Below are 19,116 nucleotides of genomic sequence, written 5' to 3' on the forward strand. Positions count from 1 at the left end.
ACGCGCTCAGATGTCTTTGTTCAAACAGCTGTTGATCGCTATCTGTCTGTTCCTGGTGGTCGCCTTCACCGGCAGCTTCATGGTCAGTCTGGAGAGCTCGCGCACCCAGTACGTCAACCAGTTGCGTTCCCACGCCCAGGACGCCGCCACGGCGCTGGCGTTGTCGCTGACGCCGAATATCGATGACCCGGCAATGGTCGAGCTGCTGGTCAGTTCGATTTTCGACAGTGGTTATTACGCGAGCATCCGCGTGGTCGATCTGAAAACCGACAAGACCATCGTCGAGCGCAGTGGCATTCCCGCGGTGAGCAATGTGCCGGACTGGTTCGTCAAACTGATCGGCCTGGAACCGGCCGGTGGCGATGCCCTGGTCAGCCGTGGCTGGGAGCAGGCAGCGAGGGTCGAGGTGGTCAGCCACCCGATGTTCGCCGTGGCCAAGCTGTGGCAGAGCGCCTTGGGCAGTCTCGGCTGGCTGTTGCTGTGTGGTGCGGTCAGTGCGGTGCTGGGTGCGCTGCTGCTGCGCCGGCAATTGCGCCCGCTCGATTACATGGTCAAGCAGTCCCACGCCATCGCCCGGCGCGAATTCCTCAGCCTGCCGGAGCTGCCGCGCACCCCTGAACTGCGGCGCGTGGTGCAGGCGATGAACCAGATGGTCGAGAAGCTCAAGGCGCTGTTCCAGGAGCAGGCCGAGCGCAGTGAAAAACTGCGCGCCGAGTCGTATCAGGACAACCTCACCGGGCTTGCCAACCGACGCTATTTCGAGATGCAGCTGCACAACCGGGTGAGCAACCCCGAGCAGGCCAGCTCCGGTTACCTGCTGTTGTTGCGGGTCAAGGATCTGGCCGGGCTCAACCAGCGTCTGGGCGGGCAGCGCACCGATGAACTGTTGAAAGCGGTTGGCGAACAACTGTCCCGCGAATGCGCCAAATACCCGGAAACCCAGAACCTCGTCACCCGGATTCGCGGCGGTGAGTTCGCCGTACTGGCACCGGGGCTGGTGCGCGAAGAAGCGCTGCAACTGGCACAGAACCTCGACAGTGCGTTGAGCAGCCTGCATGCCACCGGTGCCACGGATGTGCCGGCCGTGGCCTCCATCGGCCTGGCGCCCTTCGCTCACGGTGACTCGCCGCAAGCGGTGTTGACCCTCGGCGATCAGGCGCTGGCGCAGGCCGAGGGGCAGGGCGAGCAGAACTGGGCGTGCATCGATCAGAGCCTGGTGGCGGATGTCGGCGACGATCATCATGCCTGGCATCGCTTGCTCGATCAGGCGCTGAATCAGCAGCGTTTCGAGCTTTACTTCCAACCGGTGGTGGCCGCCCAGGACACGCAACTGGTGCTGCATTACAAGGTGCTGTCGCGGCTGCTGGATGATCAGGGCCAGACCATTCCGGCCGGGCGTTTCCTGCCGTGGCTCGAGCGTTTCGGCTGGACGGCGCGGCTGGACCGCTTGATGCTCGAGCGCGTGCTGGAGCAGATGAAAGAGCATGAGGATTCGCTGGCGCTGAATCTGTCCTCGGCCACCCTGGCCGATCCGCAGGCGCTGAACAAAGTGTTCGAGATTTTGCGTACGCACTCCAACCTTGGTGAGCGCCTGACCCTGGAAATCGGTGAGGAGCAATTGCCGGAGCAAGCAGTGCTCGAGCAACTGACCCGGCGCCTGCGCGAGCTGGGCTTCTCACTGAGTCTGCAGCGCTTTGGCGGGCGCTTCAGCATGATCGGCAACCTGGCGCGGCTGGGGCTGGCGTACTTGAAGATCGATGGCAGCTACATTCGCGCGATTGATCAGGAGAGTGACAAGCGTCTGTTCATCGAAGCGATCCAGCGGGCGGCCCACAGCATTGACTTGCCGCTGATTGCCGAGCGGGTGGAGACCGAAGGGGAGTTGTCGGTGATTCGCGAGATGGGTTTGTACGGGGTGCAAGGGCAGTTGTTTGGTGAGCCCAAGCCCTGGAAGTAAAGCCTGGAGCGTTGGTCTCAGTGATGCCGTCTTCGCGAGCAGGCTCGCTCCCACATTTGAAATGAATCCAATGTGGGAGCGAGCCTGCTCGCGAAAGGGCCAGTTCAGTCGGTGAAGATCCGGGATCAGATCAGCCCGCTCTCATCTTCATCGATCAACTGGCTCAGCCCGCCCAGCGCTTCCCGCGCCTGGGTCCGATCCATCAACTTGGCCTGCGCCGCTGGCGGCAGGTCGGTGACCCGGATCACGCCTTTCTGGGTCAGCACCTGAATCAGGTCGTCGAGTACCCGAATCATTTCAAAGTCGCTCTGCTTGAGCTGTTTGAGGCTGTTTTCCACGGCCGCGTTGGCGAACCAGGCCTGGATTTCATGGTGGTCGGCCGGCAGCGTTTCCGTGGCCTCGGCGTAGGCCGCAGCTTCCACGCGAATCAACTGACCCTGCGCATCGCGTTGCACGTAAAACATTGAGCATCCCTCAGAAAGAACCAGCGTCATGCTGTCAGCAGCATAGGCCAACTGCACGCGAGTATGCGGTGCGGCGACGAAATCGTCACCGGTGCGATAGGCGCAAACGTGACGGCCGCCCCAGGGGGGCGGCCGTTTTGTTCACGCATCAGCTGTTGTTGTGGTCGACCTTGATGGTCGGGTCGCTGCCGGCAATCAGGTTGTGAATGTTGGCGCTTGACCAGTTGTTGCCTTCCAGTTTGATCGTCACGTCCGGGGTGGCGGCTGCCGCGTCGCCGGAGTTGAACTTGCCGCCGGAGCTGACTTGCAGCGACGACACGCCGTCGACCGTGGTGATCTTCAGGAAGTTGTCGATGGTGCTGCCGGTCTCGCCCTGCAACAGGTCGCGCAGATCGATGCGGTCGCCTTCGCTGGCGTTGAAGTCCTTGATCACATCGTTGCCGGTGTCGCCCGCCTTCCAGACGAAGGTGTCGGCACCGGAACCACCAATCAGGATATCGTTGCCCTGGCCGCCGATCAGCGTGTCGTTGCCGGTGCCGCCGAGCAGGATGTCATTGCCTTTGCCGCCATCAAGCAGGTCATTGCCGCCAGAGCCGAACAGGATGTCATTGCCCCCGCCGCCCAACAGGGTGTCGTTGCCATCGTGCGAACCGGACACATCGAACGCCTGATAGTGCTCGGTGATGTACTGGTGCACGTTGCTGGTGGTGACTTTGCTGACGTCGACGCCGGTCTGCTGCGCGACGAACGCCTGCATCGCCTGATAACCCTCGCCGGCAATGCCGTTGAAGCTCACCAGGTCGCCGAACAGGATGTCGTTGCCGTCGCCACCGCTGACGGTGTCATTGCCCGGCATCGTCGCTTCGGTGTGGCCGATGATCGAGTTCGCCAGGTCCTTCGGATCGATGTTGGTCTGTGGCGAGTGATCCGAGTCATACGGTTTCAGGTCGTTGAGGCTGACACCGCTGTTGATACCGATGGCTTCGACGTTCGACAGGCCGCTGAGCAACGCGAAGCTGCTGTTGGCGTTATCGGTGGTGGCCGATGTGGTGCTGCTGCCGCTGCCCGCCAGGCTCGACAGCTCGTAAGTGCCGTCGCCCTGAGCGTGGATGGTGCCAACGTTACTCCAGCTCCAGCTGCCGTTTTTCAACGTTTGCAGGACGACGGCCCCGGCGCTGCTGATGGTCAGGTAGTGGGTGCTGTCGATATAGGTGCTGAACGTGTCGCCCGGCTTGTAGTTGGAGGTGGTCACGACGCTGTCGAGCTTCACACTGCCATACAGCGTCGGGTTGGTCTGCTCGCCGCTCTGGTAGTAGGTCGGCTGGCCGTCGGTGATGAAGTACGTGAGGTTCTTCGCCCCGGTGTTGGCCACTGCTTCGGTGCTCTGGAAGAAGTTGGCCGTGGTCTTGAACACGTCCTCGTAGTTGGTACCGCCGCCGGAGGTCATCGAATCGAGTACGGCTTTGAGCTTGGTCAGCGCGTTCGCGTCGTTGAGGTTCACCGACACCGATTTGTTGACCTGGGTATCGAAGTCCACCAGGAAGATGTTCACCGTGCCCGAGTTGCTGCCGCCCAGGCTCTGCTTGAGGGTGTTGAACACCGACGTCAGCGAGTCCTTGGCCGCGTTGATCGAGGCGGTGCTCATGCTGCCCGAGCTGTCGACCATGAACGCGATGTTGTAGTTGGTGCCCGGCACTACGGTCAGACCGCCGATGTCGGCAACCATGATGTCGTTGCCATCGGTGCCGCTGAAGGTGTCATCGCCAGAAGTACCGACCACGGCGTTGTACACCGCCGGCACCACGGTGACCGGAATGGTCGCGGTGCTGCTGGCCGAGCCGCCGACCTGTTCGGTGGAGGTCGAGGTCACGGTCAGGTTGAACTGGCCGTTGTAGTAGGTTGGCGGGGTCACGGTCAGGCTGCCGAGGTTCCAGCCGGTGACGTTGGCTTCACCGTTGCTCGCGGTCACGGTGAAGGTATGACCGTTACCGTCGGAGAGTACCGAGCCGACCGGCGCGCCGCTGATCTTCACGCTCAGGGTTTCCGAGCCATCGGTGTCGGTCAGGGCGGTATTGATCGCCGACAGTTTCACTGTGGTGCCTTCGGCGCCGGTATTGAGTTTGTAGCCGTCGTAATACCCTTCGCCGTTAGTGCCGTGCAGGTCGGAGACGGTCACGCCAGAGTTCAGCAGATCCTGCACGCCGGTGTAGATCGGCACGCCGCCGCTGCTCAGGTCGATTGGCGTGCTGCCGTTGACCGACAGGTTCACGTCATAGCTGCCCGGGCCGCTCTGGTTGTGGTGGTAGATGTCCAGCGTGTAGTAGCCGCTGGTGGTCGGGGTGAACGAACCGCTGATCGCGCCGCCCGCGCCCCAGGTACCCGAAGCCACGCTCTTGCCGCCGATGGTGATCAGCAGACTGTCGTCGGCCACGCCGCTGAAGCTGTAAGTCTTGCCGGCTTCCAGATAGATCAGGCCCGAGGTTTTCGATGCCGTACCCGCTGCGACGCTGCCGTCGGACTGGACGTTGGTCACGGTGCCGCTGGAGTTAGGGGTGCCTGCGCCGTCGATCACGTTTTTCAGCGTGGTCGAGTCTGCGCCGTTACCGCTGGTGCCAAGGCCCGGCAAGCCGGTCCAGACTTCCTTGACCAGCCCAGTGGATTTCACGCTGTTGTCAGCCACGCTCACGGTCGGTGCATCCGCCACTGGCGTGATGTCGATCTTCACGGTACCGGTGTTGCCGAGCAGTTGGCCGTCGGTTGGCTGGAATTTGATCTGCGCGTAATCAGCCTGATTGTTGCCCACGCCGGTGCCGCCGTAACCGTTGACGCCCGACTCGTTGGCATCCGGCATGAAGCGCAATTTGCCGGCATCGATATCAGCCTTGCTGAAGGTCTGGTTGGTGGCGACGTCTTTCCAGGTCGAACCGTCCAGGTACTGCAGTTTGCCTTCGCCCGGCAGCTGGGTGATTTTCACGCCGAGGCTGCTGGCCGGGCTGTCGACATCGGTCACACCGAAGGTCGACCAGCCGAGGATCAGCGGGGTGTCTTCAGTACCCGTGACGTTGATCGGCGCGGCGACCGGCGCATCGTTGACCGCCACCACGTTGACCGTGGTGGTCGCGGTGTTGGAGTAGTTGCCGCCATCGGTCACTGTCACGGTGATGATCCGCGGCACGGTGCTCGGGTTTTCACTGCCATTGGTGAAGGTGATGTTCTTGATCGCCTGCATGTAGTCGGCCAGCGTCGCGTTACCCGACAGCGTCAGGGTCACGGTGCCGTTGGTGCTGTTGGCATTGATGGTGATGCCATTGACGCTGTTGCCCAGGTTCAGCGCATCGCCGTCCTGACGGTTGGTCAGCACGATGGTCGCGCCGGTCAGCATGGTGCTGTCCGGGTCGGTGATCGTCAGGTCAGTGTCGGCAATCGACACGCCGGCGCCCGGGGTGTTTTCGGTGAACGTCACCTTGTAGTCGGCACCGGTGGCGCCGCTGGAGTTGTTGGCGTCCAGGTCGATGACCGGTGGCGCATCGTTGTCGATGATCGAGGTGCTGACGCTGCCATTGGTGCTGCTGACGGCCAGGTTCTCGAAGTTGCCGCCGGTGGCCGAGTCGATCTTGACCACGAAGTTCTCGGTGCCTTCGGTGATCTTGTCATCGATGGTCGCGACGTTGAACTGCGCACTGCTGGCACCCGCCGGGATCTTCACGGTGTACACGCCGGTGAAGTCCGAACCGTCGGCAGCGGTGCCGCTGTAGACGATTTTCAGGGTCACGTCGGTTTGCGCAGGGTGCGTCAGGCTGACGGTGTAGCTGGCGGTCTGGCCTTCGGTCACCGAGCTGCTGCCGGTGATGCTGACAGTGGTGGTGTCGATGGTGTCGGTGACGCTGGTCACGGCTGGCGCGGTGTTGGTCACCAGGTTTTCGAAGCTGCCACCGCTGGCGTTGGTGATGGTGGCCTGTACGCTGCCGGCGTCTTTGTAGACGTCGTCGGCTGGCGCAGGAACGGTCACGGTACCGGTGGTTTTGCCGGCGTCGATGGTGATTACCGAGCCGTTGCTCAGGGTCACGGTCACCGGCGAGCCGGCGGCGTTGGTCAGGGTCGCGGTGTAGGTGATCTGACCGCCTTCGGCCACGGTGCCGGTCGCGGACAGCGACAGGTTGGTGGTGTCGATGGTGTCGGTGACGGTGGTGCTGACCGGGGTCTTGTCGGCGACGAGGTTTTCGTAGTTGCCGCCGGTCACGTTGCTGATCGAGTTGGTCAGTGGCGCATGACCGGTCAGCGCGTCGTTCGGCGCAGTGGTGGTCACGGTGCCGGTGGTTTTGCCGATGTCGATGGTGATGGTCTGGCCGTTGGACAGGGTCACGGTAACCGGTGAGCCGGTCACAGGCGCGCCGACAGTCGCGGTGTAGACGACGTTACCGCCTTCCGCTGCGGTGCCAGTGGCCGTCAACTTCACCGAGGTGGTATCGATGGTGTCGGTGACGTTGGTCACGGCCGGCGTGGTGCTTGGCACCAGGCTTTCGAAACTGCCGCCGGTGGCGGACTTGATCGTGGCCTGGACAGTGCCGGCATCTTTATAGACGTCGTCAGCCGGAGCCGGAACAGTCACGGTGCCGGTGGTTTTTCCGGCGTCGATGGTGATCACGGCGCCGTTCGACAGAGTAACGGTCACTGGCGAACCAGCGGCGTTGGTCAGCGTCGCGGTGTAAACGATAGAGCCACCTTCGGCCACGGTGCCGGTCGCGGACAGCGACAGGTTGGTGGTGTCGATAGTGTCGGTCACGGTGGTGCTGACCGGGGTCTTGTCGGCGACGAGGTTTTCGTAGTTGCCGCCGGTCACGTTGCTGATCGAGTTGGTCAGTGGCGCATGACCGGTCAGCGCATCGTTCGGCGCAGTGGTGGTCACGGTGCCGGTGGTTTTGCCGACTTCGATGGTGATGTTCTGACCATTCGCCAGGGTCACGACCACAGGCGAACCGGTCACTGGCGCGCCGACGGTCGCGGTGTAGGTGACAGTGCCACCTTCGGCAGCAGACTCGGTCGCGGTCAGTTTGACCGTGGTGGTATCGATGGTATCGGTAACGTTGGTCACCGCCGGCACAGTGCTCGGCACCAGGTTTTCGAAGTTGCCGCCGGTGGCGGACTTGATCGTGGCCTGGACAGTGCCGGCATCTTTATAGACGTCGTCAGCCGGAGCCGGAACAGTCACGGTGCCGGTGGTTTTGCCGGCGTCGATGGTGATCACGGCGCCGTTCGACAGAGTAACGGTCACTGGCGAACCAGCGGCGTTGGTCAGCGTCGCGGTGTAAACGATAGAGCCACCTTCGGCCACGGTGCCGGTCGCGGACAGCGACAGGTTGGTGGTGTCGATAGTGTCGGTCACGGTGGTGCTGACCGGGGTCTTGTCGGCGACGAGGTTTTCGTAGTTGCCGCCGGTCACGTTGCTGATCGAGTTGGTCAGTGGCGCATGACCGGTCAGCGCATCGTTCGGCGCAGTGGTGGTCACGGTGCCGGTGGTTTTGCCGACTTCGATGGTGATGGTCTGGCCGTTGGACAGGGTCACGGTGACAGGCGAACCGGTGACTGGCGCGCCGACAGTCGCGGTGTAGACGACGTTACCGCCTTCAGCCGCTGTACCGGTAGCGGTCAGCTTCACCGTGGTGGTGTCGATGGTGTCGGTGACGCTGGTCACGGCCGGCACGGTGCTCGGCACCAGGTTTTCGAAGTTGCCACCGGTGGCGGACTTGATCGTGGCCTGGACAGTGCCGGCATCTTTATAGACGTCGTCAGCCGGAGCCGGAACAGTCACGGTGCCGGTGGTTTTGCCGGCGTCGATGGTGATCACGGCGCCGTTCGACAGAGTCACGGTCACTGGCGAGCCAGCGGCGTTGGTCAGCGTCGCGGTGTAAACGATCGAGCCACCTTCGGCCACGGTGCCGGTCGCGGACAGCGACAGGTTGGTGGTGTCGATGGTGTCGGTCACGGTGGTGCTGACCGGGGTTTTGTCAGCAACCAGATTCTCGTAATTGCCACCGGTTACACCGGTGATCGAGTTGCTCAGTGGCGCATGACCAGTCAGCGCATCGTTCGGCGCGATGGTGGTCACGGTGCCGGTGGTTTTACCGACTTCGATGGTGATGTTCTGGCCGTTGGCCAAAGTCACCACGACCGGCGAACCGGTTACCGGTGCACCGACGGTCGCAGTGTAAGTGACGGTGCCACCTTCCGCAGCAGACTCGGTCGCGGTGAGCTTGACCGTGGTGGTGTCGATGGTGTCGGTGACGTTGGTCACGGCCGGCGTGGTGCTTGGCACCAGGCTTTCGAAACTGCCGCCGGTGGCGGACTTGATCGTGGCCTGGACAGTGCCGGCGTCCTTGTAGACGTCGTCAGCCGGAGCTGGAACGGTCACGGTGCCGGTGGTTTTGCCGGCGTCGATGGTGATCACAGCGCCGTTCGACAGAGTCACGGTCACTGGCGAACCCGCTGCGTTGGTCAGCGTCGCGGTGTAGATGATCGAGCCACCTTCGGCCACTGTGCCGGTCGCACTGAGCGACAGGTTGGTGGTGTCGATGGTGTCGGTCACGGTGGTGTTGACCGGTGTCTTGTCGGCAACGAGGTTCTCGTAGTTGCCGCCGCTGACATTGGTGATGGCGTTGGTCAACGGCGCGTGGCCGGTCAGTACGTCGTTTGGCGCGGTGGTGGTCACGGTGCCGGTGGTTTTGCCGACTTCGATGGTGATGTTCTGGCCGTTGGTCAGGGTCACGGTGACTGGCGAACCGGTTACCGGTGCACCAACAGTGGCGGTGTAGGTGACGGTGCCACCCTCGGCCGCTGTTTCGGAAGCCGTCAGCTTCACGGTGGTGGTATCGATGGTGTCGGTGACGTTGGTCACGGCCGGCGTGGTGCTTGGCACCAGGCTTTCGAAACTGCCGCCGGTGGCGGACTTGATCGTGGCCTGGACAGTGCCGGCATCTTTATAGACGTCGTCAGCCGGAGCCGGAACAGTCACGGTGCCGGTGGTTTTTCCGGCGTCGATGGTGATCACGGCGCCGTTCGACAGAGTAACGGTCACTGGCGAACCAGCGGCGTTGGTCAGCGTCGCGGTGTAAACGATAGAGCCACCTTCGGCCACGGTGCCGGTCGCGGACAGCGACAGGTTGGTGGTGTCGATGGTATCGGTCACGGTGGTGCTGACCGGGGTCTTGTCAGCGACGAGGTTTTCGTAGTTGCCGCCGGTCACGTTGCTGATCGAGTTGGTCAGTGGCGCATGACCGGTCAGCGCGTCGTTCGGCGCAGTGGTGGACACGGTGCCGGTGGTTTTGCCGATGTCGATGGTGATGGTCTGGCCGTTGGACAGGGTCACGGTGACAGGCGAACCGGTGACTGGCGCGCCGACAGTCGCGGTGTAGACGACGTTACCGCCTTCAGCCGCTGTACCGGTAGCGGTCAGCTTCACCGTGGTGGTGTCGATGGTGTCGGTGACGCTGGTCACGGCCGGCACGGTGCTCGGCACCAGGTTTTCGAAGTTGCCGCCGGTGGCGGACTTGATCGTGGCCTGGACAGTGCCGGCATCTTTATAGACGTCGTCAGCCGGAGCCGGAACGGTCACGGTGCCGGTGGTTTTGCCGGCGTCGATGGTGATCACGGCGCCGTTGCTGAGGGTCACGGTCACTGGCGAGCCAGCGGCGTTGGTCAGCGTCGCGGTGTAAACGATCGAGCCACCTTCGGCCACGGTGCCGGTCGCGGACAGCGACAGGTTGGTGGTGTCGATGGTATCGGTAACGGTGGTGCTGACCGGGGTCTTGTCGGCGACGAGGTTTTCGTAGTTGCCGCCGGTCACGTTGCTGATCGAGTTGGTCAGCGGCGCATGACCGGTCAACGCGTCGTTCGGCGCAGTGGTGGTCACGGTGCCGGTGGTTTTGCCGATGTCGATGGTGATGGTCTGGCCGTTGGACAGGGTCACGGTGACCGGTGAGCCGGTGACTGGCGCGCCGACAGTCGCGGTGTAGACGACGTTACCTCCTTCAGCCGCTGTACCGGTAGCGGTCAGCTTCACGGTGGTGGTATCGATGGTGTCGGTGACGCTGGTCACGGCTGGCGTGGTGCTCGGCACTAGGTTTTCGAAGTTGCCACCGCTGGCGTTGGTGATGGTGGCCTGTACGGTGCCGGCGTCCTTGTAGACGTCGTCGGCTGGCGCAGGAACGGTCACGGTGCCGGTGGTTTTGCCGGCATCGATGGTGATCACGGCACCGTTGCTCAGGGTCACGGTGACTGGCGAGCCAGCGGCGTTGGTCAATGTCGCGGTGTAGATGATCGAACCGCCCTCGGCGACCGTGTTGGTGGCGCTCAGGGACAAGTTGGTCGTATCGACAGTGTCGGTCACGGTGGTGCTGACCGGTGTCTTGTCGGCCACGAGGTTCTCGTAGTTGCCGCCGCTGACATTGGTGATGGCGTTGGTCAACGGCGCGTGGCCGGTCAGTACGTCGTTTGGCGCGGTGGTGGTCACGGTGCCGGTGGTTTTGCCGACTTCGATGGTGATGTTCTGGCCGTTGGTCAGGGTCACGGTGACTGGCGAACCGGTTACCGGTGCACCAACAGTGGCGGTGTAGGTGACGGTGCCACCCTCGGCCGCTGTTTCGGAAGCCGTCAGCTTCACGGTGGTGGTATCGATGGTGTCGGTGACGTTGGTCACCGCTGGCACAGTGCTCGGCACTAGGTTTTCGAAGTTGCCACCGGTAGCGGTGGAAATCGTCGCTTCGACTTTACCGGCATCTTTGTAGACGTCGTCGGCTGGCGCCGGGACAGTCACGGTGCCGCTGGTTTTGCCGGCCTCGATGGTGATCACTGCGCCGTTGGACAGTGTTACGGTCACTGGCGAACCCGCTGCGTTGGTCAGCGTCGCGGTGTAGATGATCGAACCGCCCTCGGCCACGGTGCCGGTCGCGCTGAGCGACAGATTCGTGGTGTCGACGGTGTCGGTGACAGTGGTATTGACCGGGGTTTTGTCAGCCACGAGGTTTTCGTAGTTACCGCCACTCACGTCGGTTATTGCGTTGGTCAGCGGAGCGTGGCCGGTCAGCGCATCGTTTGGCGCGGTGGTGGTCACGGTACCGGTGGTTTTACCGACTTCGATGGTGATGTTCTGACCATTCGCCAGGGTCACGGTGACTGGCGAACCGGTTACCGGTGCACCGACGGTCGCGGTGTAGGTGACGGTGCCACCTTCCGCAGCAGACTCGGTCGCGGTCAGTTTGACCGTGGTGGTATCGATGGTATCGGTAACGTTGGTCACCGCCGGCACAGTGCTCGGCACCAGGTTTTCGAAGTTGCCACCCGTGGCGGTCGAAATGGTTGCTTCGACTTTGCCCGCGTCTTTGTACACGTCATCGGCCGGTGCCGGAACGGTCACGGTGCCGCTGGTTTTGCCGGCGTCGATGGTGATCACGGCGCCGTTGCTGAGGGTCACGGTCACTGGCGAGCCAGCGGCGTTGGTCAGCGTTGCGGTGTAAACAATCGAACCGCCCTCAGCGACCGAGTTGGTAGCGCTCAGCGACAGGTTGGTGGTGTCGACGGTGTCGGTCACGGTGGTGCTGACCGGGGTTTTGTCGGCAACCAGGTTTTCGTAGTTGCCGCCGCTCACGTTGGTGATGGCGTTGGTCAACGGCGCATGACCGGTCAGCGCATCGTTCGGTGCGGTGGTGGTCACGGTGCCGGTGGTCTTGCCCACTTCGATGGTGATGTTCTGACCGTTGGCCAGGGTCACGGTGACTGGCGAACCGGTTACCGGTGCACCGACGGTCGCTGTGTAAGTGACGGTGCCACCTTCAGCGGCGGACTCGGTCGCGGTCAGTTTGACCGTGGTGGTGTCGATGGTGTCGGTGACGTTGGTCACGGCCGGCGTGGTGCTTGGCACCAGGTTTTCGAAGTTGCCACCCGTGGCGGTCGAAATGGTTGCTTCGACTTTGCCCGCGTCTTTGTACACGTCATCGGCCGGTGCCGGGACAGTCACGGTGCCGGTGGTTTTACCGGCTTCGATAGTGATGACCGCGCCGTTGGACAGAGTCACGGTGACGGGCGAGCCAGCGGCGTTGGTCAATGTTGCGGTGTAAACGATCGAGCCACCTTCGGCCACGGTGCCGGTCGCGCTGAGCGACAGATTCGTGGTGTCGACGGTGTCGGTGACGGTGGTCGAGACCGGGGTTTTGTCAGCGACCAGATTCTCGTAGTTGCCACCGGTCACACCGCTGATCGCGTTGGTCAACGGCGCATGACCGGTCAGCGCGTCGTTCGGCGCGGTGGTGGTCACGGTACCGGTGGTTTTACCGACTTCGATGGTGATGTTCTGACCATTCGCCAGGGTTACGACCACAGGCGAACCGGTCACTGGCGCGCCGACGGTCGCTGTGTAAGTGACGGTGCCACCTTCCGCAGCAGACTCGGTCGCGGTCAGCTTGACCGTGGTGGTATCGATGGTATCGGTAACGTTGGTGAGCGCAGGAACAGTGCTCGGCACCAGGTTTTCGAAGTTGCCACCGGTGGCAGTCGAAATGGTTGCTTCGACTTTGCCTGCGTCTTTGTACACGTCATCGGCAGGCGCTGGGACAGTCACGGTGCCGGTGGTTTTACCGGCCTCGATGGTGATCACCGCGCCGTTGGACAGGGTCACGGTCACTGGCGTGCCGGCCGGGTTGGTCAGGGTCGCGGTGTAGACAATCGAACCACCTTCAGCCACCGAGTCGCTGGCGGTCAGGTTCAGGTTGGTGGTGTCGACGGTGTCAGAAACCGAGGTGTTCGCCGGTTTGCTGTCGGTCACCAGGTTTTCATAGTTGCCGCCAGTGGCCTTGTCGATGGTCACGCTCAGCGAGCTGCCGCCCGCCAGCGGGCTGTTCGGTGCAACGAAATTCACGCTGCCGGTGGTTTCTCCGACGGCGATGGTGATGGTCTGGCCGTTGGACAGGGTAACCACGACTGGCGCGCCGGTTACCGGCGCGGTCACGGTCGCGGTGTAGACCACGGTCTCGCCTTCGGCGACGTTGGCGGTGGCAGTCAGCGACACAGTGGAGGTGTCGATGGTGTCGTTGACGGTGGTCACGGCCGGTGTCGTGTTCGGCACCAGGTTTTCGAAGTCGCCACCGGTCGCGCCCTTGATGGTCGCCTCAACGGTGCCGGCGTCCTTGTAGACGTCGTCCTTCGGTGCATCGACGGTCACGGTGCCGGTGGTCTTGCCGGCCTCGATGGTGATCACTGCGCCATTGCTCAACGTCACGGTCACCGGGGTGCCGGCCGCGTTGGTCAGGGTAGCGGTGTAAGTGATCTGGCCGCCTTCGTTCACCGTCGGGGTCGCGCTCAGCGACAGGTTGGTGGTGTCGACAGTGTCGGTCACGGTGGTGCTGACCGGGGTCTTGTCGGCGACGAGGTTTTCGTAGTTGCCGCCGCTGACGTTGGTGATCGAGTTGTTCAGCGGTTCGTGACCGTTCAACGCATCGTTCGGTGCGGTGGTGGTCACGGTGCCGGTGGTCTTGCCGACTTCGATGGTGATGGTCTGGCCGTTGGCCAGAGTCACGACCACAGGCGAACCGGTCACAGGCGCGCCGACAGTGGCGGTGTAGGTGACAGTGCCGCCTTCAGCCGCGGTTTCGGTTGCGGTCAGTTTGACCGTGGTGGTGTCGATGGTATCGGTGACGTCGGTGACGGCTGGAACGGTGCTTGGCACCAGGTTCTCGAAATTGCCGCCCGCCGCATCCTTGATCGTGACTTCAACCTTGCCGGCGTCCTTGTAGACGTCATCGGCAGGCGCTGGAACCGTTACGGTGCCAGTGGTTTTGCCAGCCTCGATAGTGATCACCGAGCCGTTGCTCAGGGTCACGGTCACCGGGGTGCCGGCCGGGTTGGTCAGGGTCGCGGTGTAGACGATCGAACCGCCCTCGGCGACGGTGCCGGTCGCACTCAGCGACAGGTTGGTGGTGTCGACGGTGTCGGTCACGGTGGTGCTGACCGGTGTCTTGTCAGCCACGAGGTTTTCGTAGTTACCGCCGCTGACGTTGGTGATCGAGTTGTTCAGCGGCTCATGACCGGTCAGCGCATCGTTCGGTGCAGTGGTGGTCACGGTGCCGGTGGTCTTGCCGACTTCAATGGTTATGTTCTGACCGTTGGCCAGAGTCACGACCACAGGCGAACCGGTCACGGGTGCACCGACGGTCGCGGTGTAGGTGACGGTGCCACCCTCGGCGGCCGATTCGGTTGCAGTCAGTTTGACCGAGGTGGTGTCGATTGTGTCGGTGACTTCGGTGACGGCCGGAACAGTGCTTGGCACCAGGTTCTCGAAGTTGCCGCCGGCTGCGTCCTTGATGGTCACTTCGACTTTACCGGCGTCTTTGTAGACGTCATCGGCAGGCGCTGGGACAGTCACGGTGCCGGTGGTCTTGCCGGCTTCGATGGTGATCACCGAACCGTTGGACAGAGTCACGGTGACTGGCGAGCCAGCAGCGTTGGTCAATGTCGCGGTGTAGGTGATCGAACCGCCCTCGGCGACCGAGTTGGTGGCGCTGAGCGACAGATTTGTCGTGTCCACGGTGTCCGTGACGGTGGTGCTGACCGGCGTCTTGTCGGCCACGAGGTTTTCGTAATTGCCGCCCGCCGTATTGGTAATGCTGACTTCAACCTTGCCGGCATCTTTGTAGACGTCATCGGCTGGCGCAGGGACAGTCACGGTGCCAGTGGTTTTGCCCGCTTCAATGGTAATGACCGAGCCGTTGCTCAGGGTCACGGTCACCGGGGTGCCGGCCGGATTGGTCAGGGTCGCGGTGTAGACGATCGAACCGCCCTCGGCGACGGTGCCGGTCGCGGTCAGCGACAGGTTGGTGGTGTCGACGGTATCGGTCACGGTGGTGCTGACCGGGGTCTTGTCGGCCACCAGATTTTCGTAGTTGCCACCGGTCACGCCGGTGATCGAGTTGCTCAGCGGCTCATGACCGTTCAACGCATCGTTCGGTGCGGTGGTGGTCACGGTGCCGGTGGTCTTGCCGACTTCGATGGTGATGGTCTGGCCGCTGGCCAGAGTCACGACCACAGGCGAACCGGTCACAGGCGCGCCGACAGTGGCGGTGTAAGTGACAGTGCCGCCTTCAGCCACCGATGTATCGGCGCTGAGCTTCACGGTGGTGGTATCGATGGTGTCGGTGACGTCAGTCACGGCCGGAACGGTGCTCGGCACCAGGTTCTCGAAATTGCCGCCGGAAGCATCCTTGATGGTCACTTCAACCTTGCCGGCGTCCTTGTAGACGTCATCGGCAGGCGCTGGAACCGTTACGGTGCCAGTGGTTTTGCCAGCCTCGATAGTGATCACCGAGCCGTTGCTCAGGGTCACGGTCACCGGGGTGCCGGCCGGGTTGGTCAGGGTCGCGGTGTAGACGATCGAACCGCCCTCGGCGACGGTGCCGGTCGCACTCAGCGACAGGTTGGTGGTGTCGACGGTGTCGGTCACGGTGGTGCTGACCGGTGTCTTGTCAGCCACGAGGTTTTCGTAGTTACCGCCGCTGACGTTGGTGATCGAGTTGTTCAGCGGCTCATGACCGGTCAGCGCATCGTTCGGTGCAGTGGTGGTCACGGTGCCGGTGGTCTTGCCGACTTCGATGGTGATCGTCTGGCCGTTGGCCAGAGTCACGACCACAGGCGAACCGGTCACGGGTGCGCCCACAGTGGCGGTGTAGGTGACGGTGCCACCTTCAGCCGCGGTTTCGGTTGCGGTCAGTTTGACCGAGGTGGTGTCGATGGTATCGGTGACGTCGGTGACGGCTGGAACGGTGCTTGGCACCAGGTTCTCGAAATTGCCGCCCGCTGCGTCCTTGATGGTCACTTCGACTTTGCCGGCATCCTTGTAAACGTCATCAGCCGGGGCCGGGACAGTCACGGTGCCGGTGGTTTTACCTGCTTCGATGGTGATGACGGAGCCGTTGCTCAACGTCACGGTCACCGGGGTGCCGGCCGGATTGGTCAGGGTTGCGGTGTAGGTGATCGAGCCGCCTTCGGCGACCGAGTTGGTGGCGCTGAGCGACAGATTTGTCGTGTCCACGGTGTCCGTGACGGTGGTGCTGACCGGGGTTTTGTCGGCAACGAGGTTTTCGTAGTTGCCGCCAGTTACACCGGTGATCGAGTTGTTCAGCGGCTCATGACCGGTCAACGCATCGTTCGGTGCAGTGGTGGTGACGGTGCCGGTGGTCTTGCCGACTTCGATGGTGATGGTCTGGCCGTTGGCCAGAGTCACGACCACAGGCGAACCGGTCACAGGCGCGCCGACAGTGGCGGTGTAAGTGACAGTGCCGCCTTCAGCCACCGATGTATCGGCGCTGAGCTTCACGGTGGTGGTATCGATGGTGTCGGTGACGTCGGTCACGGCTGGAACGGTGCTCGGCACCAGGTTCTCGAAATTGCCGCCGGTGGTGCCGGTGATGCTGACTTCGACCTTACCGGCGTCCTTGTAAACGTCGTCAGCGGGGGCAGGAACGGTCACGGTGCCAGTGGTTTTGCCGGCCTCGATGGTGATCACCGCGCCATTGCTCAGGGTCACGGTGACAGGCGAGCCCGCCGCGTTGGTCAGCGTTGCGGTGTAAACGATCGAACCACCCTCGGCCACGGTGCCGGTCGCACTCAGCGACAGGTTGGTGGTGTCGACGGTATCGGTAACAGTTGTGGAAACCGGTGTTTTGTCGGCAACGAGGTTCTCGTAGTTACCGCCACTGACGTTGGTGATGGCGTTGGTCAGCGGTGGATTGCCGGTCAATGCATCGTTCGGCGCCGTGGTGGTGACGGTGCCGGTGGTTTTGCCGACTTCGATGGTGATCGTCTGACCGTTGGTCAATGTGACGGTGACTGGCGAGCCAGTCACCGGTGCACCGACGGTGGCGGTGTAAGTGACGGTACCGCCTTCTGCCACCGAAGTATCGGCGGTCAGTTTGACGGTCGAGGTGTCGATGGTATCGGTGACTTGGGTAACGGCTGGCACGGTGCTCGGCACCAGGTTCTCGAAATTGCCGCCGGTGGTGCCGGTGATGCTGACTTCGACTTTGCCGGCGTCTTTATAGACGTCATCGGCAGGCGCCGGAACAGTCACGGTGCCGGTGGTTTTACCCGCCTCGATGGTGATGACGGAGCCGTTGCTCAACGTCACGGTCACCGGGGTGCCGGCCGGATTGGTCAGGGTCGCGGTGTAGACGATCGAGCCGCCTTCAGCCACGGTACCGGTGGCACTCAGCGACAGGTTGGTGGTGTCGATGGAGTCGGTGACGGTGGTGGTCGCTGGCGTCGTGTTCGGCACCAGGTTCTCGAAGTTGCCGCCGGTTGCACCGGTAATCGTGGTGCTGACGGTACCGCCGTTGTTGTAGACGTCGTTCGGCGCGGTTGGCACGTTGACGCTGCCGCTGGTCTTGCCGGCTTCGATGGTGATGGTCGAGCCGTTGGACAGGGTGACGGTCACCGGCGTCTGCGCCGGGTTGGTCAGGGTCGCGGTATAGGTGATCTGGCCACCTTCGACCACGGTGCCGGTGGCGGTCAGGGTCAGGCCGGTGGTGTCGCGCGAATCGACGATGTTCGTTACGGCTGGCGTCGTGTTCGGCACCAGGTTTTCGAAGTTGCCGCCAGTGGCACCGGTGATGGTGGTGCTGACAGTGCTGCCGTTGTTGTAGACGTCATTCGGCGCGGTCGGCACGTTGACGGTGCCCGTGGTCTGGCCGGCTTCGATGGTGATGGTCGAGCCATTGGACAGGGTGACGGTCACCGGCGTCTGGGCCGGGTTGGTCAGGGTCGCGGTATAGATGATCTGGCCGCCTTCGGTGACGCTGGTGCCAGCGGTCAGGGTGACGGTGGTGGTGTCGATGGTGTCGGTGACCTGGGTCGTCGCCGGCGTGGTCGGCGGGATCACGGTGATGCCGTTGCCGCCGGTGGTACCGGTGACGGTCACGTCGATCTGGGTCGGGTCGTTGTAGACGGTGTCGTTCGGAGCCAGCGGCACGTTGACAGTGCCGGTGGTGGAGCCGGCCGGAATCACGATCACCGAGCCATTGGACAGGGTGATGGTCAGGTCAGTCAGCGGCGCCTGGGTCAGGGTCGCGGTGTACACCAGCACGCCGCCGGCTTCGGTGATGGTCGGCGTGGCGCTGAGGCTCAGGGTCGACTCACGCAGGGCATTGGTGGTGGTGTCAGTGGTCTGGCCGCCGGTGATGTTCTGCGCCGCTTGTGCGCCGGAGTTGATGCCTGCGGTCGGGAAGCCGATGGTCGGATCGACGCGGCCAGCGGTGGCGTCGAGCATCACGAAACTGTGGCCGCCGCCCGCCGCGCCGCCAGTCCCTGCGGCGGTGGCGCCGGCAGCGGTGGCTTCGAGGTCGGTGGTCGGGTCGGCACCGGCGGCGATGGCTTGCTGCAGCTCGGCTACAGACGGTGCGGCCTGCGCGGTGGCCTCGGCCAGGTCAGTGCTGGAGTCGGGCGCGTTGGCGCTCCACTGGGTTTCGCGGCCCAGGTCCAGAGTGCGGCCATCCGCCAGTTCCAGCGACACGGCGCCCGAGAGGCCGGTGTCGATCTGGTCGCCGACAAACAGGCGATCGCCTTCAACGAGTACGCGACGTACGCCCTCTGGGGACACCACGAATACCTGACCGACAATGCTTTTGACGATGGCAACAACACTGCTCATTGAAGACTCTC

The 19,116-nt window shown here is 63.0% G+C and carries 3 protein-coding genes; 1 reads left to right on the forward strand and 2 read right to left on the reverse strand.

Going from position 1 to position 19,116, the window contains the following annotated elements:
- Positions 1 to 10 precede the first annotated feature (10 nt).
- Positions 11 to 1,957: a cyclic di-GMP receptor LapD gene (lapD, locus tag AC1UK9_RS00790; RefSeq protein ID WP_025113507.1), complete on the forward strand. Its 1,947-nt coding sequence runs from the start codon at positions 11 to 13 to the stop codon at positions 1,955 to 1,957.
- A gap of 125 nt (positions 1,958 to 2,082) precedes the next feature.
- On the opposite strand, the gene AC1UK9_RS00795 is transcribed toward lapD, so the two are convergent.
- Together AC1UK9_RS00795 and AC1UK9_RS00800 are read right to left on the reverse strand one after the other, a co-directional pair.
- Entirely contained in the window at positions 2,083 to 2,421 is a 339-nt protein-coding gene (locus tag AC1UK9_RS00795; RefSeq protein WP_025113506.1) for a hypothetical protein, read from the reverse strand.
- A gap of 148 nt (positions 2,422 to 2,569) precedes the next feature.
- Positions 2,570 to 19,105 carry a LapA family giant adhesin gene (locus AC1UK9_RS00800; RefSeq protein ID WP_482579009.1) on the reverse strand — a complete coding sequence of 5,512 codons (16,536 nt, stop codon included), beginning with the start codon at positions 19,103 to 19,105 and terminating at the stop codon, positions 2,570 to 2,572.
- Between the last annotated feature and the right edge of the window lie 11 nt (positions 19,106 to 19,116).

Source organism: Pseudomonas sp. AK-TSAG1-1, from assembly GCF_056821665.1.

Bases quoted from the DNA above. Each gene is read 5' to 3' on its own strand.
- lapD (WP_025113507.1), top strand. From the start codon at position 11: ATGTCTTTGTTCAAACAGCTGTTGATCGCTATCTGTCTGTTCCTGGTG.
- AC1UK9_RS00795 (WP_025113506.1), bottom strand. From the start codon at position 2,421: ATGTTTTACGTGCAACGCGATGCGCAGGGTCAGTTGATTCGCGTGGAA.
- AC1UK9_RS00800 (WP_482579009.1), bottom strand. From the start codon at position 19,105: ATGAGCAGTGTTGTTGCCATCGTCAAAAGCATTGTCGGTCAGGTATTC.